We start from the raw sequence: 21384 nt of genomic DNA, 5'->3' as shown, positions 1-21384 counted from the left end.
CGCAAGGTAGTTGAGTCTTCGTGCGCTTTTGCGTTATTTGTCCGCAGGGACCGAAACCGGATCAGCGGCCCAGCCGCCGGTAGAGGCGCACCGACAGCGGCCCGAAGACCGCGATCAGCGCGACCGGCCAGGCCACCGCGAGCAGCAGCGAGTGGTCGGCCGCCCAGGTCTCGCCGCCCAGACCCGGGTTGCCGTTCAGCTCACGGATCGCGGCCGTGGTCGCCGAGATCGGGTTCCACTCCGACACCGTGCCCAGCCAGCCCGGCATCATCTCCGGCGCCACGAACACGTTGGACACCGCGCTCAACGGGAAGGCCAGCGGGAACACGATCATCGACACCGTGTCCGGGTTCGGCGCGACCAGCCCGAGCGCCACCCCGGCACAGCTCAGCGCCAGCCGCAGCAGCAGGAGCAGACCGATCGACGCCAGCAGCGGCCCGGCCCCGTGGTGCCAGCGCCAGCCGACCAGCAGCCCGCACGCCAGCAGCACCGCCGTCTCCAGTAGCGCCCGGGACAGGTCGGCCAGCACCCGGCCGGTGATCAGCGCGGACCGGGCCATCGGCATGGACCGGAACCGGTCCAGCACACCCCGGCCGGTGTCCACGGCGATCGCGGTGGCCGTCGCCCCGATCCCGTAGAGCATCGTCATCACGAACACGCCGGGAATCAGGAACTCGCGGTACCCGCCGCCGCCCGGCACCGACATCCCGCTGCCGAAGACGTACCCGAAGACCAGCACGAACATGATCGGCAGGCTGAAGTAGATCACGATCTCCTCGGGTGCCCGCACCACGTGCCGCAGGTACCGCCCGGTCATCACCCAGCCGTCCGCCAGCGCCCCGCCCCGCTCGGCTCGCACGCCCGTCATCGGGCCGCCGCCCGGGTCAGGTTGAGGAAGACCTCGTCCAGCGTGGGCCGGTGCACGCCCAGGTCGGCGACCGTGATCCCGGCGTCCTGCAAGGCCCGGGCCGCCGCCGTCAGACCGCCCACCCGGTCGGTGACCGGCACCCGTAGCCGCCGCTGATCGGGGTCCGCGTCGGGGGCGGCGCCCACCGCCCGGGCCACCGCGGCGGCCGCCTCGCTGAGCCGGTCCGCGTCCCGGACCACCACCTCCAGCCGGTCCGCGCCGATCGCCGCCTTCAGCTCGTCCGGGCTGCCCTCGGCCACCACCCGGCCGGCGTCCACCACCGCGATCCGGGCCGCCAGCTGATCGGCCTCGTCCAGGTACTGCGTGGTGAGCAGCACCGTGGTGCCGTCGGCGACCAGGCCGCGGACCGCCTCCCACACCTGGTTGCGGCTGCGCGGGTCCAGCCCGGTGGTCGGCTCGTCCAGGAACAGCACCCGGGGCCGCCGGATCATGCTGGTCGCCAGATCGAGCCGCCGCCGCATGCCGCCCGAGTAGTCCTTCGCCGACCGGCCCGCCGCCTCGGTCAGCCCGAACCGCTCCAGCAGCTCGTCGGCCCGGCGGCGCGCGGCCGGGCCGCTCAGCCGGTGCAGCCGCCCGAACAGCACCAGGTTCTGCCGCCCGCTGAGCAGCTCGTCGACGGCCGCGTACTGGCCGGTCAGCGCGATCCGCTCACGGACCGTCCCGGGATCGCGGGCGACGTCGGCGCCGGCCACCTCCGCCCGGCCGGCGTCGAACCGCAACAGCGTGGTGAGCGCCCGTACCGCCGTGGTCTTGCCCGCCCCGTTCGGGCCGAGCAGCCCGTACACCGTCCCGGCGGGCACCCGGAGATCGAACCCGTCGAGAGCGGTGGCCCCGTGCCCGCCCCGATACCGTTTGCGCAGCCTCTCGGCCACGACCGCGAATGTCGTCTGCATGCGCCCAGGCTGAGGCGCCGCGCTGACCGGCGGCGCACCGTCCGCTGACGGCTCACGCACCCCGTCGGTGGTCCCGGTCCGTTTCCCGCGTCCCGCTCCTTCCTCCGGTACGCGTGACGTCGCCCCGCCGAACCCAGGACCGTTCCGCCCCGCCCCGCGAGGCGCTGCCCACTCCGGCCCGTGCCGCGCCCGCCGGGCTCAGATCGGTGGTCCGGCCGGCTGTCCGTCGTGGGGGAGGGCGAGCGCCTGATCGGGGGTGAGGGACGCGCCGTGCGCGAATGCCGCCGCGTACCGGGTCTCGCCCAGCGCGGCGCGGGCGGCCGCCGCGGTCTCCGCGCCCAGCGGGGACGACTCCGGGCCGGGACGCAACGCCAGCGCCCGCACCGCGCCGAGCAGGTGGACGGCGCGTTCCGGGGCGCCGTCGGCCAGCGCGAGGGCGGCGAGCCGGTCGAGGCCCTCGGCCATCACCTGGAAGCCGAGCATGCCACCGCGCACCGTGAACATCTCGCGGTAGCGGGCCGCGGCCGTCCCCGGGTCGCCGGCGGCCTCGGCGACGCGGCCCAGCGCCAGCAGGATCGCCATCCGGGTGCCCTCGGCGCTGTACCAGCCCTCCGGGCAGGTGGCCAGCGCCGCCGAGCAGAGGCGGCCGGCCTCCGGCAGGTCGCCCCGGTCGAGGGCCAGCACGCCCAGGCCGAGCAGGGCGGCCGCGGTGAGCTCGGGGGCGCCGGCCCGGCGGGCCAGTTCGGCGGAGCGGGTGAAGTCCTCGGCCGCGCCGGCCCGGTCGCCGGCCGCCTGCCGGGCCTCGGCACGGCCGCGGATCAGGTCGGCCACGTCCACCGTCGAGCCGAGTTCCCCGGCCAGGCGCAGCGCCTCGGCGACCCACGCCGTCCCGGCCGCCGGGTCGCCCCGCCAGGCGGCGGTCTCGGCCAGGCCGGACAGGGCGAGCATGGCGCCCCAGCGTTCGCCGAGGGCCCGGAAGCCGGCCAGCGAGGCCCGGAACTCGGGTTCGGCCAGGGCCGGGTCGGCGCCGGAGAACAGCACCATCCAGCCGCCGCCGATGGCGCCGAGGGCCTCGCTCCACGGGTCGCCGCTCAGCTGGGCGCGCAGGTACCGGTTGAGGGCCACGATGTCGTCGGCGCCGCCGTCCGGTGGTCCGACCGCCATCGCCGACAGGTAGAGCAGGAACGGCTGCCGGGGAGCGGCGGTCAGCGTGCGCATGAACGCGGTCCAGCGCCCGGCCGGCCGGCCCGAGCCGCCGAGGGCCGCCGTGAAGACGCTCATCACGTACTCCTCGGTGAGGTCCGGCGGCGGTTCCGGGCCGGCCGCGTCCAGGGCGAGCCCGGCGAGCGTCGCGGCCTCGGCCCGGAGCCCGCGCAGCCACCAGTAGAAGGAGAGCGCCGCCACCAGGCGCAGCGCGGTCCGCGGCGCGCCGGCCGCCGCGCTGCGCCGCAACGCGGTGTGCAGGTTGTCGCGGTCCGCGTCGAGGCGTTCCAGGGCGGCGAGCTGCCCGGCGGTACGCAGCACCGGGCCGGCGCCGTCCGCCAGATCGAGGAAGTACGCGGCGTGGGCGCGGTGCATCCGGTCCCGCTCGCCGGCCTCGTCGAGTCGCCCGGCGCAGTACTCGCGGATCGTCTCCAGCATCCGGTAGCGGTCGCCGTCGCGTTCGATCAGCGACTTGGAGACCAGCCCGGCCAGCAGGTCGACGATGTCCGGCAGCGGCCCGCACACCCGCTCGACGGCGTCGAGGGTCGCGCTTCCGGCGAAGGCGGCGAACCGGCGGGCCAGCCGCCGTTCCGGTTCGGTGAGCAGGTCCCAGCTCCAGTCGACGACGGCCTGCAGGGTGCGGTGGCGGGCGGTGGCGCCGCGACCGGCCCGGGACAGCAGCCGGAACCGGTCGTCGAGGCGGGCCGCCACCTCGCCGGCCGACAGCGCGTGCAGGCGGGCGGCGGCCAGTTCCACGGCCAGCGGCAGGCCGTCCAGGGTGCGGCAGATCCGGCGGACCGCGGCGGCGTTCGCCGCGGTGACCCGGAAGCCGGGGGAGACGTCCGCGGCCCGGTCGGCGAACAGCCGCACCGACGGGAAGGAGTCCAGGTCGGCGGAGGGGCGTTCCGGCGGGACGGCGTCCGGGCCGGCGGACGGGTCCACCGGCGGGACCGGCAGGCCGCCGACCGGGTGCAGCACCTCGCCGGTGAGCCCGAGCGGCTCCCGGCTGGTGGCCAGGATCCACAGCTCCGGGGCGCGCGGCAGCAGATGGCCGGCCAGCGCGGCGGCCTCGTCGACGACGTGCTCGCAGTTGTCCAGGACCAGCAGCAGCCGGCGGCCGGCGAGGGCGGCGGCCAGGCGTTCCGGCGCGCCGGGCGGCCGGCCCGCGTCCCGCCGGGCCGGATCCCGCACCCCCAGCGCGGTGAGCAGCGTCCCGGCCACGTCACCGGGCGCGGCGGCGGCCAGCTCGGCGAAGTACACGTCGCCGTCGTGCCGGGCCGCGACCTCGGCGGCGAGCCGGGTCTTGCCCGCGCCACCGGGTCCGTGCAGGGTCACCAGCCGCCCGGTACGCAACGCCGCCGCCACCCGCGCCAGCTCCCCGTCCCGCCCCACGAAGCTGGTCAACTGGCTGGGCACCCCGTGCCGGGCCGGGGCGTGGCCGCCGGGCTCCGGCGTGACCCGGGACGACGGCCCGAGGAGGGCGGCGTGCAGGGCGGTCAGTTCCGGCCCCGGGTCGGCGCCCAGTTCGTCGGCGAGGATCCGGCGCGCGTCCTCGTACGCGGAAAGGGCCTCGGCGGTGTGGCCCGCGGCCGTGAGCGAACGGATCAACAGGGACCGGAGGCGCTCGCGCAGCGGATGCGCCGCGATCAGGCCGCGCAGCTCGGTGATCGCGGTGGGGGAGGGCCGTTCGCCGGTCAGGAGCGCGTCGTGCAGGTCCTCGACGGCGGTGAGGCGCAGTTCGGTGAGGCGGGTGACCGGGCCGGCGGCGAACGGCGCGTCCCGGACGTCGGCGAGGGCGTCGCCGCGCCAGAGGGCCACCGCCTCGCGGAGCAGGGTGACCGCCCGGTCCGGCTCGCCGTCGGCCAGCGCCCGGTGGCCGTCGGCGGCGAGCGCGGCGAAGCGGTGGGCGTCGACCTCGCCGGGGGAGACGGCCAGACGGTACCCGGCCGGTTCCCGCTCGACCGGCAGCAGCTGCCGCAGGCGTGACACCTGGGACTGGAGGGCGTTGCCGGCCCCGGCGGGCGGGCGCTCGCCGTAGAGCCCGTCGATCAGGCGGTCGACGCTCACCGGACGGCCGGCGTCGAGCAGCAGCATCGCGAGCAACGCCCGCAGGCGGGGCCCGCCGAGCGGGACTCCGGTCCCGTCCGGGTGCTCCGCCCACAGGGGACCGAGGATGCCGAACCGCATGGCGACGATTCTGCCGCCCGCCTCAGGCGGCCATCGCCCCGGCGTCCCGCACGCCCGCGTGGGCCCGGTCGGCCGGGTGCGGCCCGGTGGTGGCGCGGCGGAAGACGAACGCCCGCTGGATCGCGAACCCGGCCAGGAACAGCAGCAGCGGGCCGTAGATCCGGGCCGAGTCGATCACCGGACGGAAGTGGGACGACCGGTTGCCGTCCAGGTACACGGTGGCGATCTCGATCTCCTCGACGTCGACCCGTTCAGCCGCGGCCCGCAGCAGCAGCCGCAGCTCGTACTCGAACCGGTCGCCCGGCACCCGGCACAGCCAGGGCAGCATGCGGGCCGGATAGCCGCGCAGCCCGGTCTGGGTGTCGGTCACCGCCAGCCGGGTGACCAGCCGGAACAGGACCCGGGTGGCGGCGTTGCCGAACCGGCTGCGGGCCGGGACCCGGCCGGTGAAGCGGCGCACCCCGAGCACCATGGCGGCGCCGGAGAGCCGGACCCGGGCGGCGACCGCCTCGATGTCCTCCACCCGGTGCTGGCCGTCGCTGTCGGCGCAGACCACGTCCTCGCCCGGATAGCGGGCCTCGATGTGCGCGAACCCGGTCCGCAGCGCGAAACCCTTGCCCCGGTTGTGGTCCAGCGTGATCACGTCGGCGCCGGCCCGGCGGGCCTTGTCGAACATCTCGGCGTACGGGGGACCGCTGCCGTCGTCGACCACCACGACCCGGTGGCGGCGCAGACGTTCGACGAGCTCGGCGAGCGGCGGGCCGGGCTGGTACGCGGGAATCAGCACGATCATGGCGGTCAGCCCGCGACGTACAGGATGTCGCTGGTGCCCCGCTCTTCGCCCCTGCCGAGCGGGTCGTTGACCAGACCGTCCCGGAAGACCATCGCCGACGAGCCGCCGCCGTCGAGGTTGTACGCGGTCCGCGCCCCCCGGTCGGCGAAGATCCGCGCGAACTCGGGCATGGTGACGCCCCGGCTGTATCCGCTGCTGCGCCCGTCGGCGACGATGAACAGCAGGTGGTTCTCCGCGACCTGGCCGATCCCGGTGCGCGGCTGACGGCCCTGGATCGAGTGGTTGCCGAAGTTGGTGTCCACCTCCACCCGGTCGATGCCGTCGACGACCGTGCCGCCGTCGACGAGTCCGGGCCCGAACGACAGCGTGTTCCACACCCCGGCGGCGATCAGCTCGTCGGCGCTGGTGGCGGTCTCGTCGTAGAGCCTCATCGAGCCGTCCGCGTAGAGCGCCAGCCCTTGGCGGGCGCCCTTGTCGCGGAACGTCACGCCGTTGCGGATCACGATCCCGGTGTCCCGGAACCCGTAGTAGTCGCCGTTGATCGCCAGGACCGCGCCCACGCCGGCCGCGATCTCCGACGGGTTCGCGATGATGTTCTCGCCGAACTGGTCGCCGGCGAACGCCGACTTGACGATGGTGGCGTCGGTGACCCGGACGTCGGCCACGAAGTAGGTCACCCGGTCGTCGCCGGACCCGGTGGTCACCGTCTCGATGGAGATCTTCGCGGTGTCGCTGGCGTAGGAGGTGGCGGTGGCGGTGCCGTCGGTGTCGGCCTCGGCCGCGACCACGTTCCGCGCGATCAGGTTCGAGGCGCCGGACACCTCCACGTGGTCGAGGACGTAGCGGTCGAGGGCCCAGGCGCCGCCACCACCGGCGGCGGCGAGCAGGCCCAGGCCGCCGGCGAGCAGGCCACGGCGGCTGATGCGGCGGGCGGGAGCGGTTTCGTTCGTCACGCTTCGCAGTGAAGCCGTGGATCTTGTGGCTCCCCTGTGCGCGACTTATCGGTGAACCACTAGTCCAGTTCGTCGAGCCGGCGCTGGAGGATCTCGGGGGTCCGGTCGGGCTGCTCGGCCTCGATGAAGAGCCGCCCGATGGCCTCGGCGTACCGGTCCACCTCGTCGCGCTTCTCCAGGTACAGCCCGCCGGTGAGGTGCTCGATGTAGACCACGTCGGGCAGCTTGTCGTGCGGGAAGCGCAGGATGCTGAAGGCGCCGCCGAGCGCCGCGTGACCGCCCTTGGCGAACGGCATCACCTGGAGGCGGACCCGGGGCGACCGGCTGATCTCCAGCAGGTAGCGGATCTGGTCCCGGAGCACCTCCACCCCGCCGATCGGCCGGAGCAGCACCGCCTCGTCCAGCACGGCCCAGAGCCGGGGCGCGTCGGCGCGGTCCAGGACCTGCTTGCGGGCCATCCGCAGCCGGGCCCGGCGGTCGATCTCCTCGGGGCCGTCGGCGGAGTGGCCGAGTTTGATGACGGCCCGGGCGTACGCGTCGGTCTGGAGCAGGCCGGGCACGAACTGGACCTCGTAGGTGCGGATCAGCTCGGCCGCCTGCTCCAGGTCGAGATAGTTCTGGAACCAGGTGTCGAGGACGTCGCCGTACGCCTGCCACCAGCTCGGCGCGTTCGCCTCGCGGACCAGGGTGAGGACGCGGCGGTGCTCGGCCTGGTCTTCGACTCCGTAGAGTTTCAGCAGGTCGGTGACGTCGCGTTCCTTGAAGCTGACCCGGCCCAGCTCCATCCGGCTGATCTTCGACTCGGAGGCCCGGATGACGTAGCCGGCCTCGTCGCGGCTCAGGCCCCTGGCCCGGCGCAGGGCACGCAGATGCGCGCCGACCTGGAGCCGGCGCACGGTCGCCCCGCTTCGACCGTTCTCGTCGAACTTCTCGTTGTCGCTGTCGGGCGCTTCCTCGGACACGTGGACCTCTTCGACAGTCCTCAGTGGATCCTTCGGGGCCATTCGGCCTCAGCATACCCATGGCAAGTGGCTATGCGACCGGGAGGTCAACGCGAAGAGCGACGGCGCGGCGCCCCGGGGCGCCGCCCCCGCGGGGGGGCCGGGCAGCCCCGCCGGCGGGGCGGGGCGCGGGGGGGGGGGGGGGCCCCCCGCGCCCCGGGGGGGGGGGGGGGGGGGGGGGGGGGGGGCCCCCCCCCCGCGGCCGCCGGCCGGCGCCTGTCCCGCGGTCACCGTGGCGAGTTTCGTGGCCGAGCCGAGCTTGCCGGACGCGTACAGGCCGCCGGTGTTCGCGCCGGTCGCCGTGCCGCCCGCGTGGACGGTGTACTCCTGACCGGACGTGACGGCCGGCGACGAGAAGACGACGTTCTGCACGGTCTTGGTGGTGACATAGGTGGCGACCACCGTGCCGTCGCCGTCGGTGATCTGCACGGTGGTGCCCGCCTCGACCGCGCTGTCCAGCGTCGCGGAGAGCCAGCCCTGCTCCGAGTCGGTGCCGGGCGCCACCACCATGCCGGCGCTGCCGGCCGCGAGCAGGGTGCCTCCGCTGATGGTGAAGTCGCCGTTGACGTCGAGGGCGCCGTTGCCGTCGCCCTGCGGGCCGTTCACCACGACGGTGCCGCCGGTGATCGACGCGGTGCCGTTGGAGTCCAGGCCGTCGCCCTCGGAGTCGATCACCAGGGTGCCGCCGTTGACGGTGACCGAGAAGTCGCCGACCTCCTCGCCGCCACCGCCGGGGAACCCGCCGCCCTGGTCGGTGGTCGTCTCGGAGGAGGTGCTGTTGCCCGAGCCGTTGATGCCGTCGTCGCTGGACACCACGTGCACGGTGCCCTTGTTGAGCACGAACTCGGCCGCCTCCAGGCCCTCGACCGCACCGGCGACGTTCAGGGTGCCGCCGTCGATGATCTGCCGGCCCTCGGTGTGGACGCCGTCGTCGCCGCTGGCCACGGTCACCTTGGCGCCGTTGAAGTGGACCGCGCCGTCGCTGTGCACGGCGTCGTCCGCGGAGCTGACCACGATCGTGCCGCCCTCCAGCACCTGAATGACACCGGCCTTGAGGCCCTTGGCGGAGGTGTCGTCGGCGGCCTGCTCGGTGTGCCCGCCGCCGGCCGCGACCTTCAGTGTGCCGCCGGTGACCACGATGTCAGTGGTGGCGTCGACGCCGTCACCCGTGGTGGTCAGGCTGATCGTGCCGCCGGTGATCGCGACGTACCCGGCGGTGGCGTCCTCGTCGTTGTCGGCCTTGAGGCCGTCGCCGCCCGAGGTCACGGTGACCGTGCCGTCGTTGACCACCACGTAGTCCTTACCGCGCAGCCCGTCGTCCTTGGCCTTGACGGTGATCGTGCCGGACTCGACGAGCAGGCCGTCCTTGCTGGTGATGCCGTCGTTGCCGTTGCCCGTGACGGTCAGCTTGCCGGAGCCGGTGACGGTCAGGTGGCCGGCGCTGAACAGGGCGGCGTTCACGTCGGCGTCGTCGGCGTACGAGGAGGTGTCGGACAGCGTGTTGGTGGACCCGCCCGCGAGCCGGATCACCAGCTCCTTGGCCTCGGTGGCGGCGATCGCGGCGGTCTCCGAGCTGGTGATCTCGGCGCCGTCGAGGATCAGCGTGACGGTGGCGTCCGGGGCGTTCACCACGATCTGCCCGGCCAGCTTCCCGCTGACCGTGTACGTCCCGGCGGCCGTGATGGTGACCGTCGCGCCGTCGACCGTCACCCCCTCGGCGGTCGAGGTGGCCGAGCTGCCGGTGAGCTGGATGGTGCCGGTGGCGCCCGAGCCGGTGGAGCCGGCCGCGTGCACCGATTCGTTGGCGGCGAGCACGGCAGCGGCGTCCTGGGTGCCGTCGACCGTGGTGCCGGCGACCGCGGTGGTGGCGGCGGTGGCCGTCTCGGCGGCGCTGTCCGCCGAGGAGCAGCCGGCCAGTACGGCCGTGGCCAGCACCAGGGAGCTGACGGCGGCGACGACCTTCCTACGGAGTCTCATCGGTGCCCTTTCCGGGTGGAGAAGTGACGGCTCAGAACGGGGTGCCAGCGGTTGGCGGGCAGCTCGGGACGGAGCGCGGCCAGGCCGGTGGCGTACTTGGAGATGGGGCAGGGGCGGTGGCCCAGGGACCAGAGCAGCCGGTCGACGTCGGAGGCGGCCCGGCCGGACTTCGTCTCGACGATCACCGAGCGCGGCATGTGCACCGTCGATCCGTCCGGCAGCGTCCAGCTCAGCCCGGTGTCGATGGTGACCCGGCTGCCGGTGGACGGGACGTAGAGCGTGTTGCGGCGGTAGTGGGTGGCCAGCACCGGGCGGAACTCGTGGCCGTCCGGGCGGATGCCGGCGCCGGCCAGGGTCTCGTAGGCGTACGCCCGGCCTTCGGGCCCCAGGTCACCGCCGCTCCCGGTGTACGGGATCCGCTCCTTGACCGTGACCCCGCGGGTGCCGCGCGTCTTGACCTCGACGAACTCGAGTCCGCTGTCCACGTACGTCCGTACCCGGATCTTGAACCGGCGGCGGCGCCGGCGGGCGGCGGCCCGATAGGCGTCCAGCTCCGGGGTGTCGAAGTAGACCGAGCGGTAGCCGAAGGTGCGCTGGGCGCCGATCTGGAGCACCCGCACGCCGGCCGGCATCCGGTCCAGCAGGTCCGGGAGCGCCATCGCCGGGAGGACGTACTTGCGGTCCAGCCGGGTCAGCAGGGCGGCTGCACCGACCAGCTCGTCGAGGGAGATCGGGGCGAAGCCGTGGAAGAGCGGAACCTCGGTGGTGATCGTCATCGGGCGTTCACCGGCTCCATCCGCGGGCCGGGGTGGGCGGGCGCGGCGGCCGGCTCCACGTAGCGGACCTCGACCAGGGTGCTGTCGTTGACCATGTCGATCTGCTTGACCACCACGTTCGTCACCCGGCCGCCGAGGACCGTCGCCAGGTGGGCGCGCAGCGCGTCCTCGTCGGTGTGCGCCACGTCCAGCCGGAGCAGCTGGTTGCGGTGCCGGTGGAACAGGGCCGGGTGGTCGCCGATGAAGAGAGCGGCCACCACCAGCGCCATGAGGGCGAGGTGCAGCACGTCCATGACGTCGCCGAGCCCGGCGATCAGGCCCAGCGCGAGGGCCGCGAAGTAGTAGGCGATCTCGTGCTGGCTGATCTCGTCCGAGCGGAGCCGGATGATCGACAGGACGCCGAAGAGGCCCAGACCCAGGCCGGCGCCGACGGCGGTGTTGCCGAGCACGATGGAGACGGCGAGGACGCCGATGTTCACACCGAGGAACGCGGTCACCAGGTCACGCCGGCGGTGACGGGGGAAGTAGACACCGAACGTCAGGACGACGATCGCGACGAGGTCCGCGGCTGCGGCGAGGAACATGGTCACTGGGACTTCCTTCAGGTGGTGTTCATCAGGTGTTCTCCATTTCGCCGGATCTTCCTGTCGGCATCCTGTGCGGTTTCTATGCCGTGACTCAGAGTTCGGCGGGCCGCCTCTTACGGAACCCTTAGGAACGGATGGCTTTAATGGCCTGATGCGCATCCTGGTGGTGGAGGACGACGCGGCGGTCCGGGACTCGCTGGCCCGTACGCTGCGCTTCGAGGGGTATCAGGTGGACGTCGCCGGCGACGGCCGGGCCGCCCTCGACACGGTCCGCGACCGTGAGCCGGACGCGCTGATCCTCGACGTGAGCATGCCCCGGATGGACGGGCTGGAGGCGTGCCGCCGGCTGCGGGCCGACGGCGTGGTGCTGCCGGTGCTGATGCTGACCGCCCGCGACAGCATCGGCGACCGGGTCGCCGGGCTCGACGCGGGCGCCGACGACTACCTGGTCAAGCCGTTCGCGCTGCAGGAGCTGCTGGCCCGGATCCGGGCGCTGCTGCGGCGCTCGGCGCTGGTCGGGGCGCCGCCCACCGGGGACCTGCTCACCTTCGCCGACGTACGGATGGACCAGCGCACCCGGGAGGTGTGGCGCGGTGACCGCGCGCTCCGGCTGACCCGGACCGAGTTCGGGATCCTCGAGGTGTTCCTGCGCCACCCGCGGCAGGTGCTCACCCGGGCCGCCCTGTTCGAGCAGGTGTGGGGCTACGACTTCGGTGAGGGCTCGAACAGTCTGCACGTCTATCTCGGCTACCTGCGGCGCAAGCTGGAGGCGGACGGCGGGTCCCGGCTGCTGCACACCGTCCGGGGCGTCGGCTTCGTGCTGCGGGACGAGCCGCTGTGAGGAGCTGGTGGCGCGGCCGGACCCTGCACGACCGGGTCTCCCTGCTGGTCGCCGGGGCGGTGGCGGCGGCCGTGCTGCTGGTCTCGGCCGGGGCGTGGCTGACCGTCCGCGAGATCCAGCAGGACAAGATCTCCGCCGAGCTGCTGGCCGACGCCCGGACCATCGCCGAGCACCCGGAGCAGTGGCTGAGCACCAAGAGCGCCCGGACCGGCCCGGCGCAGGGCGGCTACGGCGGCCGGGAGATCGGGCCGTGCTGGCAGATCCTGGACGCGGCCGGCGCGGTCACCGGCGGCAGCGACACCGGGCTGCCGGTGACCGACCTGGCCGCGCGCGTCGCCACCGGGCGGCACCCCGGGGAGGCGCAGGAGGAGGTCGGCCTCGGTCCCGGCGAGTTCCTGATGCTCACCGTGCCGATCGAGGGTGGGGGAGCGGTGCAGGTCGCCATGGACCGGGACCCGGACGCCCGCGTGCTGGCCCTGTTCGCGCTGCTGCTGGCGGTCGGCTGCGTGGCCGGGATCGCCGGGGCGGCGCTGCTCGGCCGGACCGTCGCCCGGGCCGGGCTGGCCCCGGTGGACCGGCTCACCGGCGCGGTCGAGGACGTCGCCGTCACGATGGACCTGACCCGGCCGATCAGCGTCTCCGGGAACGACGAGATCGCCCGGCTGGGCCGCTCGGTGAACGCCATGCTGGCCGCCATCGACGCGTCCCGCCGGGCTCAGCGGGCCCTGGTCGAGGACGCCGGACACGAACTGCGTACGCCGCTGACCAGCATCCGTACCAACGTGGAGCTGCTGCTCGCGGTCGAGCGCAGCCCCGAGCTGGCGTACCGGCTGCCGCCGCAGGAGCGGGCCGAACTGCTCGCCGACCTGGACGCGCAGGTCCGTGAGCTGGCCACCCTCACCACCGAGCTGGTCGAGCTGTCCCGCGAGGAGACCAGCCGGGAGTCGATCGAACGGGTGGAGTACGCCGAGGTGGTGACCGCCGCGATCAACCGGGTCCGGATCCGCGCCCCGGGCCTGGCCTTCGACGCCGAGCTGGCACCGGTGACCGTGGCGGGCCGCCCCGGCGAGCTGGAGCGGATGGTGGTGAACGTGCTGGACAACGCCGCCAAGTGGAGCCCACCGGGCGGCGCCGTCACGGTCCGGCTGACCCCGGCCGGGGTGCTCACCGTCGCCGACACCGGGCCGGGGATCGCCGGGGAGGATCTGCCGTACGTCTTCGACCGCTTCTACCGCGCGCCGGCCGCCCGGTCGATGCCCGGGTCCGGGCTGGGCCTGGCGATCGTCGCGCAGACCGCCACCCAGCACGGCGGCACGGTGACCGCCGGGACCAACCGGCCGCACGGCACGATCGTCACGGTCCGGCTGCCCGTTCAGGAGCCGGGATAGTCGATGGCCCGCAGTGCCTCGACGACGCTGGAGATGTGCTCCCGCATGGCGGCCTCGGCGGCTTTCGGGTCCCGGTCCCGGATGGCCGCGATGATCCGTTCGTGCTGCGGCAGCGACGTCTCCGGCCGGCCCGGCACGAGCGACAGCATGTACTGGTGGCGGACGATCTGCCCGCGCAGCGTCTCGACGATCCGGTCGGCGGTGGCGTGCCCGGCGATCTCCTGGACCAGTGCGTGCAGCCGCTGGTTGAGGTCGCTGTAGCGGCGGTGCTCGCCGGCCTCGACGGCCCGGCGCATCAGCACGCCGATCTCGTCCAGCTCGGTGGCGCGGTCCGGGTCGACCAGTTCGGCGGCGCGCGCCGCGATCAGGCCCTCGACCATCATCCGAACCTCGGTGATCTCCACGGCCTCGGCCATCGACACCTTGCGGACGTGGGCCCCGCGGTTGCGCCGCACCTCGACCAGGCCCTCGCCGGCCAGGTCGGCCAGGGCGGCGCGGACGGTGAACCGGCTGGTCTCCATGCGCTCGCACACCTGCGCCTCGACCAGGCGCTCGCCCGGCAGGTACTCGCCCTTCAGGATCGCGTCGCGCAGGGCGTCGCGGACCTGGACCGCGGTGTTCACGGCGCGGGCCGGCCGTCGTTCGGTGCTGGGCTCGGGCGGCATCTGTCCCCCGTGGTCGGCGTCGGTCGCCATAGCTTTCCCATTATTGTCAACAATTGCTCAGCAGGGTAGGACCAGCCTATGGTTTCTCGTGCCAGGAGGGTCGACAGGATTGTCGACAACATGCCGAGGCGCGTTTCGCGAAGGAGGGCCGATGGGCGGGATCCCGGTGCAGGTGCTGCGCGGCGGCGCGTCCAAGGGCGCGTACTTCCTGGCCTCCGACCTGCCGGCCGACCCGGCCGAGCGGGACCGGCTGCTGCGCGCGCTGACGGGCCCACCCGGCCGGCGCCGGATCGACGGCATCGGCGAGAGCAAGGTCGCCGTGGTGAGCCGCTCGGCCGACGCGGGCGCCGACGTCGACTACCTGTTCCTCGAGGTCGGCGCGACACGGCCCCGGGCACGCCCGTGTGGCGACATCCTGGCGGGGGTCGGGCCTTTCGCCATCGAGCGCGGCCTGGTGCCCGCTCGCGCTCCGATCACCGGCGTACGGGTACGCGTGCTCGGCACCGGCGAGGTGGCGACCGTTCACGTGCCCACGGTGGACGGCCGGCCGTCGTACGCCGGCGACACCCGGCTCAGCGGCGTGCCCGGTGGCGCGGCCCGGCTCCGGATCTCCTACCCGGGTCCGGCCCGGCTGCCCACCGGCCGGGTGATCGACGACCTGGACGGGGTGCCGGCCACCCTGATCGACAACGGCACGCCGATGGCGCTGATCGAGGCGGAGGCGCTCGGCGTCACCGGCCACGAGTCGGCGACCCGCCTGGAGTACGACGCCCGGCTGCGGCACCGGGTGGCCGGCCTGCGCCGCCCCGCGGTCGCGCTGATGGGCGCGCCGCCGAAGATGTGCCTGCTGGCGCGGCCGGCCGACGGCGGCAGCCTGAGCACGCGGACGTTCCTGCCGGACCGGGTGCACGCGGCGATCGGAGTCCGCGCGGCGGTCGGCGTGGGCGCGGCGGTGGCGTTTCCCGGAAGCGTGGCGGCGGGGCTGGTGGCCCCGGTCGCCGACCGTTCGGTGCCCCGGGACGTGCTGCGCCTGGAGCACCCGTCCGGCTTCCTCGACCTGGTGCTGGGGGACTCGCCGTCGGACACGTCGGTGGTGAGCACCGCGCGACTGCTCCTCGACGGCCGGGTCTTCGCGCCCTAGAACCCGGACCGGCCCGTGCACATGCCGTTCGGCGGGTTCCGTGACTCCGGATCGCCCTTTACCGAGCAGGGCGTGGAGGCGCTGCGGTTCTATACCAGGGTCGAGACCTTCGCCGTCCACTTGGGAATCCGAGGTGGACGTACCAGAGAGGCAGCACACGTGGCGGACGAGACCATCGGCATCATCGGGGCCGGCATCGTCGGACTGGCGATCGGCCGGGAGATAACGCTACGACGGCCGGGCGCCCGCGTCGTGGTCGTCGAGAAGGAAGGCGAGGTGGCCCGGCACCAGACCGGCCACAACTCCGGGGTGGTGCACGCCGGCATCTACTACACGCCGGGCAGCCTGAAAGCGGAACTCTGCACCCGCGGGCGGCTGCTGCTGCGGGAGTACTGTGCGGACCGGGGGATCGCGTACGACGAGTGCGGCAAGCTGGTCGTGGCGGTCCGCGAGGACGAGCTGGGGCGGCTCGGCGACCTGGAGAGACGGGCCCGCGAGAACGGTGTGCCCGGTCTGCGGAGGGTCGATCCGGACGGGATCCGCGAGGTCGAGCCGCACGCCGCCGGCCTGGCCGCGCTGCATTCACCGGAGACGGCGATCACCGACTTCCCCGGCGTCGCGAAGGCGTTCGCCGCGGACATCGAGGCGGCCGGCGGTGCGGTCCTGCTCGACTTCGCGGTGACCGCGATCCGGCGCGAGTCCGGCCGGATCCGGATCGTCGCGGGCGACCGGGACGTCACCGTGGACCAGGTGATCGTCTGCGCCGGCATCCACACCGACCGGGTGTCCCGGCTGGCCGGCGACACCGCCGAACCCCGGATCATCCCGTTCCGCGGCGAGTACATGCGGGTCCGCGCGGAGAAGGCGGACCTGGTCCGCGGCATGATCTACCCGGTTCCGGACCCGCGGTACCCGTTCCTCGGCGTGCACTTCACCCGGCGGGTGACCGGGGTCGTCGAGGTCGGCCCGAACGCGGTCCTGGCCACCGCCCGGGAGGGCTACCGGCGTACCAGCCTCTCCCTCCCCGACCTGGCCGGCATCGCGGCCTGGCCGGGCACCTGGCACATGGCGCGGCGGCACTGGCGTACCGGGATCAAGGAGGTGCGCGGCTCGCTGTCCAAGCGCCGCTACATGGCCGAGGCCATGCGCTACGTCCCGGAGATCGGGGCGGCCGACGTGGTGCGGGCCGGCGCCGGGGTGCGGGCCCAGGCGCTGGACCGCGACGGCGGTCTGGTCGACGACTTCCGCATCCACCGGATGGGGCCGGTCACGGCGGTACGGAACGCGCCGTCACCCGCGGCGACGTCGTCGCTGGCGATCGCCGCGCACGTGGTCGCCGACGTCTTCGGCACCTGACGTCCCCGGCCGGCCGTCAGTGCTGTCTCCGGTGGGGACAGCACTGACAGCCAGCCGCCTCGGCGGGAGCAGCGGTCGGTACCCACCACCCCGCTACGACATCGTGCTCTTGACCTTTACTTGAAGGAGAACCGGCCGACCAGCTGGTGCAGGTCGTCGGCGAGCGAGGCCAGCTCGGAAGCCGCCCGCTGACCCGCCGCGACGGCCTGCTTGGACTGCTCGGCGGCGCTGGAGACGTCGCCGATGTTGCTGGCGATCTCCTTGGCGCCGGCCGCGGCGGTCGCCACGTTGCGGTTCATCTCGGTGGTCGTCGCGGTCTGCTCCTCGACGGCCGAGGCGATCGTGGTCTGGAACTGGTTGATCCGCTCGATGACCGCGCCGATCCGGACGATCGCCGCGACCGCGCTCTCGGTGTCGGCCTGGATGGCCTGCACCCGCCCGGAGATGGTCTCGGTCGCCTTCGCGGTCTCCTGGGCCAGGTCCTTGACCTCGCTGGCCACCACGGCGAACCCCTTGCCGGACTCGCCGGCGCGGGCGGCCTCGATGGTCGCGTTCAGGGCCAGCAGGTTGGTCTGCTCCGCGATCGCGGTGATCGTCTTCACCACGTCGCCGATCTCCTGCGAGCTGGCGCCCAGCTTGCTGACCGTCTCGGTGGTCTCGGCGACCACCGCCACCGCCTCGAGCGTGACCCCGGCGCTGGCCACCGCGCTCTGCGAGATCTCCTGGATGGCGTGGGACATCTCGTCGGCGCCGGTCGCGACCGTCTGGAGGTTGTACGACACCTCGTCGGCCGAGTTGGTGGCCGAGCCGGCGCCCGCCGACACCGCCTCCGAACCGGCCACCGTCTGGTCGTTGACCCGGGAGAGTTCCCTGGTGCTCTGGGCCAGCAGCTGGGCGCTGTCGGCCATCGCGCTCACGGTCTTCCGCACCGAGACGGTCGCCTTGTTCACCGAGCGGGCCATCGCGCCGATCTCGTCCCTACCCTCGACCGGGACGTCGCGGGTGAGGTCGCCGGCCGCCATCGCCTCCATGGCCTCGGCCACCGGGGCGAGGCGACGGGTGATCGACCGCGCGGCCAGCACGCCCAGCGCGACACTCAGCAGCAGGCCCACACCGAGCACGATCAGCACCTGGCGCCGGGCCGACTCGAAGTCGTCGTGCGCCTCGGCCACCGCGGCGTCCGCGCTGGTGGCGGTCTCGGCGGCGAGCTCGGCGACGGAGCTCTCCATGCCGTTGTTGACGGCGTCGAAGTCGATCGTCGGCGCGCGGCCGGCCGCGATGTCGGCCATCGCCCCGGTGTACTCGTCCCAGAAGCCGGTGAAGGCGTCGAGCGTCTTCTGCTCGGACGCGCTCTTCGGCTGCGCCCGGTACTTCTCGAGCGTCTCGTCGAGGCCCTGGATCGCCGCGGCCTGCTGCTCACCGATGGAGGCCTGCGCGGCCCGGTCCGAGCCGACCGCCAGCCGGGCGGCCGCGTAGTGGTTGATCAGCGCCTGGTGGCCCCGGATCTCGCCGAGCAGGGCCAGGTTGCCGACGTTGGTGGCACGCACCTCGTCGAGGCGGTCGTCCATGGCCCCCATCCGTGCGACGGCCAGCACGCAGGCGGCGGTGACGAAGATCGTCACCAGGGACATCGCCGCCAGGATCTTCGTTCGGACGCGGAGGTCGGAGAACCAGCCGACCACGGCGTTGCCGCTCGCACGCTCGGGTGCGGCTTCGGAGGACATCGTTTCACGCTCCGGCGAGGGGAGGAGGGAAATGGGGGTCCCCCCTCCGATCGTCAGATGCGGGCGTTGGTTGAGAGATCTCCGGTACGGCGACGGGCGGCGGGCACGACCAGCGGGGTGCCGGTCTCCGGGTCGTCGATCACCCGGCAGGGCAGCCCGAACACCTCCTCGACCAGTTCGGCGGTCAGCACGTCACCGGGTTGTCCGGAACGGGCCACTCTGCCGGAACGCATGGCGATGAGGTGGGTGGCGTAGCGGGCCGCGTGGTTGAGGTCGTGCAGCACGGCGACCAGCGTCCGGCCCTGGCGTTCGTGCAGTTCGGCGCAGAGGTCCAGCACCTCGATCTGGTGCGCGATGTCCAGATAGGTGGTGGGTTCGTCGAGCAGCAGCAGCGGCGTCTGCTGGGCCAGCGCCATGGCCAGCCACACCCGCTGCCGCTGGCCGCCGGACAGCTCGTCGACGTTGCGGTCGGCCAGGTCGGCCACCCCGGTGGACTCCATCGACTCCTCGACCACCCGCTCGTCCTCGGCCGACCAGCGGCGCAGGATGCTCTGATGCGGGTAGCGGCCGCGGGCCACCAGCTCGGCCACGGTGATGCCGTCCGGGGCGGTCGACGACTGGGGGAGCAGGCCGAGGGTCTTCGCGACGGTCCGGGTGGGCTGCGAGTGCACGTCCCTGCCGTCGAGGAGCACCGTGCCGGTGGTCGGCTTGAGCAGCCGGGACAGCGCCCGCAGCAGGGTCGACTTGCCGCACGCGTTCGGCCCGATGATGACCGTGAACGAGCCGTCCGGGATCTCGACGCTGAGGTCCTCGGCGATGACCCGCTTGTCGTAGGCCAGTGTCATCCCGGTGCCGCTGAGACGGGTCATGTTCTCTCCTGTTGCCGTGTTCGTCATATCCGCCTCAGATCCGTCCCGCTCGCCGTTCGGTGGTGAGCAGCCAGACCAGGTAGGCGCCACCGACCAGGCCGGTGACCACACCGACCGGGAGCGCCCGGTCGTCGAGAGCGTGCTGGGCGATGAAGTCGGCGCCGCTGAGCAGCAGCGCCCCGACCGCGATCGACGGCAGCAGGTTCGGCCCGGGCGCCCGGGTGAGCCGCTTCGCCAGGTGCGGGGCGATCAGCGCGACGAAGGCGACCGGCCCGGCGGCGGCCGCGCCGAACGACACCAGCAGGGCGGCGGCCAGCAGCGCGCCGTTGCGCAGCAGGGAGACCGGGACCCCGAGCGCCGACGCCGCGTCGTCGCCCATCTCCAGGATCCGCAGGCCGGGGCCGCAGGCCAGCACCAGGAACGGCAGCACCGCCCCGAGCACCACGAGCAGCGGCACCGCCTGGGTCCAGGAGCGGCCGTCCAGGCTGCCGGTGAGCCAGAGCAGCGCCCGGGCGTTCTCCATCTGCTGGCCGCGGGTCAGCAGGTAGCCGCTGATGCCGGTGAGGATCGCCGCCATGCCGACGCCGACCAGGATGAACCGGAAACCGTGCAGTGCCCGGCCGGCGATCAGCTGGATGAGCAGGGTGGCGGCCATCCCGCCGGCGATCGCGGCGACCGACAGCTGGAGGTCGGAGCCGCCGAGGATCACCACGACCAGCGCCGCGGTGCTCGCGCCGTTGGTGACGCCCAGCATGTCCGGGCTGCCCAGCGGGTTGCGGACCAGCGACTGGAAGACCGCGCCGCCGGCCGCCAGGGCCGCGCCGACCAGGATCGCGACGATCAGCCGGGGCAGCCGCAGCTCGTTGATGATGAACTCGTGGGCCGGGTTGCCCGCGCCGAACAGGGTCGCCACCACGTCGGCCGGGGCGATCGGGAAGTCGCCGGTGCCGAGACTGAACACGCTGACCACGACGGTGGCGACGACGGCGGTCACCCCGACCACGACGGCCCGCGGACGGATGCCCACCGGGTTCCTGCGCACTTCTACCAGCGTCATTTGGCGGCTCGCACGAGATAGAGGAACAGGGGACCGCCGAGGACCGCGGTGACCGTGCCGACCTGGAGCTCACCGGGGCTGCCCAGGATCCGGCCGAGCACGTCGGCGCCGAGCAGCAGCACCGGCGCCAGCACCGCGGTGTAGGGCAGCATCCAGCGCAGGTCCGGTCCGGTGATCGGCCGCACCAGGTGCGGGATGAGCAGTCCCACGAAGACGATCGGGCCGCACGCCGCGGTGGCGCTGCCGCACAGCAGGGTGACCGCGACGATCACCGCGACCCGGATCACCGTCGGATTGGCGCCCAGCGCGCGGGCCGCGTCGTCGCCCAGCGACAGCGCGTTGAGCGGCCGGGCCACCAGCAGCCCGGCCAGCAGCCCGGACAGGAAGAACGGCAGGAGCAGCTCGACGGTCTCGAAGTCGGCGCTGGCCAGCGAACCGGCGGTCCAGAACTTCACCTTGTCGATGGCCTGCGTGTCGGAGAGCAGGGTGGCGCTCACGTACGAGTAGAGCGTGGCGTTGAGCGCGGCGCCGGCCAGGGCGAGCCGGGCCGGGGTGGCCGAGCGCCCGCCGCCGACCGCGTACACCAGGGCCGTGACGACCGCGGCGCCGGCGAGAGCGAACCACACGTACCCGAAGAAGGTGCCGATGCCGAAGAACACCGCGGCGCTGGCCACCGCCGCCGACGCGCCCGCGTTGATGCCGAGCAGGCCCGGGTCGGCCAGCGGATTGCGGGTCAGCGCCTGCATCATGGCGCCGGCCAGGCCGAGCGCCATGCCGACCATCAGACCGAGCAGGGTACGCGGAAGGCGCATCTCATGGACGATCCGGTAGTAATCGGACGCCGGGTCGGTCAGTCCGGCCCACACCTCACCGGGCGAGAGGAAGCGCGCGCCGAACCCGACGCTGAGGACCAGGATCGTGGCGAGCGCCACCAGAGCCAGGATCAGACCGAACAGGCGTACGACGGAGCGGCGCCCGGCGCGGGTCGGCTCCGCGGCGCGAAACCCCTGCTCGACGGGGGTGTCGATGGTGGACAGCGTGGTTC

The 21384-nt window shown here is 73.7% G+C and carries 18 protein-coding genes; 4 read left to right on the top strand and 14 right to left on the bottom strand.

Annotated features, from left to right (window positions below):
- Positions 1–61 precede the first annotated feature (61 nt).
- From J5X75_RS16105 to J5X75_RS16065, 9 genes are all read right to left on the bottom strand, one after another.
- On the bottom strand, positions 62–868 hold the full coding sequence (locus J5X75_RS16105) for an ABC transporter permease (RefSeq protein WP_238488128.1): 807 nt from the start codon (positions 866–868) through the stop codon (positions 62–64).
- Positions 865–1821 carry an ATP-binding cassette domain-containing protein gene (locus J5X75_RS16100; RefSeq protein ID WP_208468201.1) on the bottom strand — a complete coding sequence of 319 codons (957 nt, stop codon included), beginning with the start codon at positions 1819–1821 and terminating at the stop codon, positions 865–867. Before J5X75_RS16100 ends, J5X75_RS16105 begins: the two co-directional genes overlap by 4 nt.
- Before the next feature lie 198 nt (positions 1822–2019).
- Positions 2020–5211: an AfsR/SARP family transcriptional regulator gene (locus J5X75_RS16095; RefSeq protein WP_208468200.1), complete on the bottom strand. Its 3192-nt coding sequence runs from the start codon at positions 5209–5211 to the stop codon at positions 2020–2022.
- A gap of 22 nt (positions 5212–5233) precedes the next feature.
- A complete protein-coding gene (locus tag J5X75_RS16090; protein WP_208468199.1) occupies positions 5234–6004 on the bottom strand; it encodes a glycosyltransferase family 2 protein in 771 nt (256 codons plus the stop codon).
- 5 nt (positions 6005–6009) lie between these two features.
- Positions 6010–6957 carry a phosphodiester glycosidase family protein gene (locus tag J5X75_RS16085; RefSeq protein WP_307798107.1) on the bottom strand — a complete coding sequence of 316 codons (948 nt, stop codon included), beginning with the start codon at positions 6955–6957 and terminating at the stop codon, positions 6010–6012.
- A gap of 59 nt (positions 6958–7016) precedes the next feature.
- Complete coding sequence (locus tag J5X75_RS16080) at positions 7017–7919, bottom strand: Sco1979 family transcriptional regulator (RefSeq protein ID WP_307798106.1); 903 nt, start codon at positions 7917–7919, stop codon at positions 7017–7019.
- Positions 7920–7967: 48 nt separating this feature from the next.
- Positions 7968–9935: a carbohydrate-binding domain-containing protein gene (locus tag J5X75_RS16075; RefSeq protein ID WP_238488126.1), complete on the bottom strand. Its 1968-nt coding sequence runs from the start codon at positions 9933–9935 to the stop codon at positions 7968–7970.
- The gene (locus tag J5X75_RS16070) at positions 9932–10711 is read right to left on the bottom strand and encodes a polyphosphate polymerase domain-containing protein (protein ID WP_208468197.1); all 780 of its coding nucleotides are present in this window, start codon (positions 10709–10711) and stop codon (positions 9932–9934) included. Before J5X75_RS16070 ends, J5X75_RS16075 begins: the two co-directional genes overlap by 4 nt.
- A complete protein-coding gene (locus tag J5X75_RS16065) occupies positions 10708–11295 on the bottom strand; it encodes a DUF4956 domain-containing protein (protein WP_208468261.1) in 588 nt (195 codons plus the stop codon). The genes J5X75_RS16070 and J5X75_RS16065 overlap by 4 nt, the downstream gene beginning before the upstream one ends.
- Positions 11296–11449: 154 nt before the next feature.
- On the opposite strand from J5X75_RS16065, the gene J5X75_RS16060 reads away from it, so the two are divergent.
- A complete protein-coding gene (locus J5X75_RS16060; RefSeq protein ID WP_208468196.1) occupies positions 11450–12139 on the top strand; it encodes a response regulator transcription factor in 690 nt (229 codons plus the stop codon).
- The gene (locus J5X75_RS16055; RefSeq protein WP_208468195.1) at positions 12136–13527 is read left to right on the top strand and encodes a HAMP domain-containing sensor histidine kinase; all 1392 of its coding nucleotides are present in this window, start codon (positions 12136–12138) and stop codon (positions 13525–13527) included. Before J5X75_RS16060 ends, J5X75_RS16055 begins: the two co-directional genes overlap by 4 nt.
- Here the strand turns inward: J5X75_RS16055 and J5X75_RS16050 are convergent.
- A complete protein-coding gene (locus J5X75_RS16050; RefSeq protein ID WP_238488124.1) occupies positions 13512–14222 on the bottom strand; it encodes a GntR family transcriptional regulator in 711 nt (236 codons plus the stop codon). The genes J5X75_RS16055 and J5X75_RS16050 overlap by 16 nt on opposite strands.
- Before the next feature lie 121 nt (positions 14223–14343).
- Between J5X75_RS16050 and J5X75_RS16045 the strand changes: the two genes are divergently transcribed.
- Positions 14344–15333, top strand: a complete 990-nt coding sequence (locus J5X75_RS16045) for a PrpF domain-containing protein (protein WP_208468194.1) — start codon at positions 14344–14346, stop codon at positions 15331–15333.
- Positions 15334–15492: 159 nt separating this feature from the next.
- Complete coding sequence (gene lhgD, locus J5X75_RS16040; RefSeq protein WP_208468193.1) at positions 15493–16689, top strand: L-2-hydroxyglutarate dehydrogenase; 1197 nt, start codon at positions 15493–15495, stop codon at positions 16687–16689.
- A gap of 116 nt (positions 16690–16805) precedes the next feature.
- Here the strand turns inward: lhgD and J5X75_RS16035 are convergent, their stop codons facing one another.
- Genes J5X75_RS16035 through J5X75_RS16020 form a run of 4 tightly spaced genes read right to left on the bottom strand, consistent with a single transcriptional unit; the run spans position 16806 to position 21274 of the window.
- Entirely contained in the window at positions 16806–18413 is a 1608-nt protein-coding gene (locus J5X75_RS16035; protein WP_208468192.1) for a methyl-accepting chemotaxis protein, read from the bottom strand.
- Between the two features lie 53 nt (positions 18414–18466).
- Positions 18467–19309: an ABC transporter ATP-binding protein gene (locus J5X75_RS16030; protein ID WP_372450888.1), complete on the bottom strand. Its 843-nt coding sequence runs from the start codon at positions 19307–19309 to the stop codon at positions 18467–18469.
- A gap of 7 nt (positions 19310–19316) precedes the next feature.
- Positions 19317–20339 carry a FecCD family ABC transporter permease gene (locus tag J5X75_RS16025; protein WP_208468190.1) on the bottom strand — a complete coding sequence of 341 codons (1023 nt, stop codon included), beginning with the start codon at positions 20337–20339 and terminating at the stop codon, positions 19317–19319.
- Complete coding sequence (locus tag J5X75_RS16020) at positions 20336–21274, bottom strand: FecCD family ABC transporter permease (RefSeq protein WP_372450892.1); 939 nt, start codon at positions 21272–21274, stop codon at positions 20336–20338. The genes J5X75_RS16025 and J5X75_RS16020 overlap by 4 nt, the downstream gene beginning before the upstream one ends.
- Between the last annotated feature and the right edge of the window lie 110 nt (positions 21275–21384).

It is taken from the genome of Actinoplanes flavus (genome assembly GCF_017592555.1).
GTDB classification, from domain to species: domain Bacteria; phylum Actinomycetota; class Actinomycetes; order Mycobacteriales; family Micromonosporaceae; genus Actinoplanes; species Actinoplanes flavus.
The sequence above is the reverse complement of the archived record's forward strand: the minus strand, read 5'-3'. Positions and strand labels throughout refer to the sequence as shown.

Excerpts from the sequence above, each read along its gene's own strand:
- J5X75_RS16075 (WP_238488126.1), bottom strand. The coding sequence starts at position 9,935 with ATGAGACTCCGTAGGAAGGTCGTCGCCGCCGTCAGCTCCCTGGTGCTG.
- J5X75_RS16065 (WP_208468261.1), bottom strand. The coding sequence starts at position 11,295 with ATGTTCCTCGCCGCAGCCGCGGACCTCGTCGCGATCGTCGTCCTGACG.
- J5X75_RS16095 (WP_208468200.1), bottom strand. The coding sequence starts at position 5,211 with ATGCGGTTCGGCATCCTCGGTCCCCTGTGGGCGGAGCACCCGGACGGG.
- J5X75_RS16100 (WP_208468201.1), bottom strand. The coding sequence starts at position 1,821 with ATGCAGACGACATTCGCGGTCGTGGCCGAGAGGCTGCGCAAACGGTAT.
- J5X75_RS16105 (WP_238488128.1), bottom strand. The coding sequence starts at position 868 with ATGACGGGCGTGCGAGCCGAGCGGGGCGGGGCGCTGGCGGACGGCTGG.
- J5X75_RS16025 (WP_208468190.1), bottom strand. The coding sequence starts at position 20,339 with ATGACGCTGGTAGAAGTGCGCAGGAACCCGGTGGGCATCCGTCCGCGG.
- J5X75_RS16070 (WP_208468197.1), bottom strand. The coding sequence starts at position 10,711 with ATGACGATCACCACCGAGGTTCCGCTCTTCCACGGCTTCGCCCCGATC.
- J5X75_RS16090 (WP_208468199.1), bottom strand. The coding sequence starts at position 6,004 with ATGATCGTGCTGATTCCCGCGTACCAGCCCGGCCCGCCGCTCGCCGAG.
- J5X75_RS16030 (WP_372450888.1), bottom strand. The coding sequence starts at position 19,309 with ATGACGAACACGGCAACAGGAGAGAACATGACCCGTCTCAGCGGCACC.
- J5X75_RS16050 (WP_238488124.1), bottom strand. The coding sequence starts at position 14,222 with ATGGCGACCGACGCCGACCACGGGGGACAGATGCCGCCCGAGCCCAGC.
- J5X75_RS16045 (WP_208468194.1), top strand. The coding sequence starts at position 14,344 with ATGGGCGGGATCCCGGTGCAGGTGCTGCGCGGCGGCGCGTCCAAGGGC.
- J5X75_RS16035 (WP_208468192.1), bottom strand. The coding sequence starts at position 18,413 with ATGTCCTCCGAAGCCGCACCCGAGCGTGCGAGCGGCAACGCCGTGGTC.
- J5X75_RS16060 (WP_208468196.1), top strand. The coding sequence starts at position 11,450 with ATGCGCATCCTGGTGGTGGAGGACGACGCGGCGGTCCGGGACTCGCTG.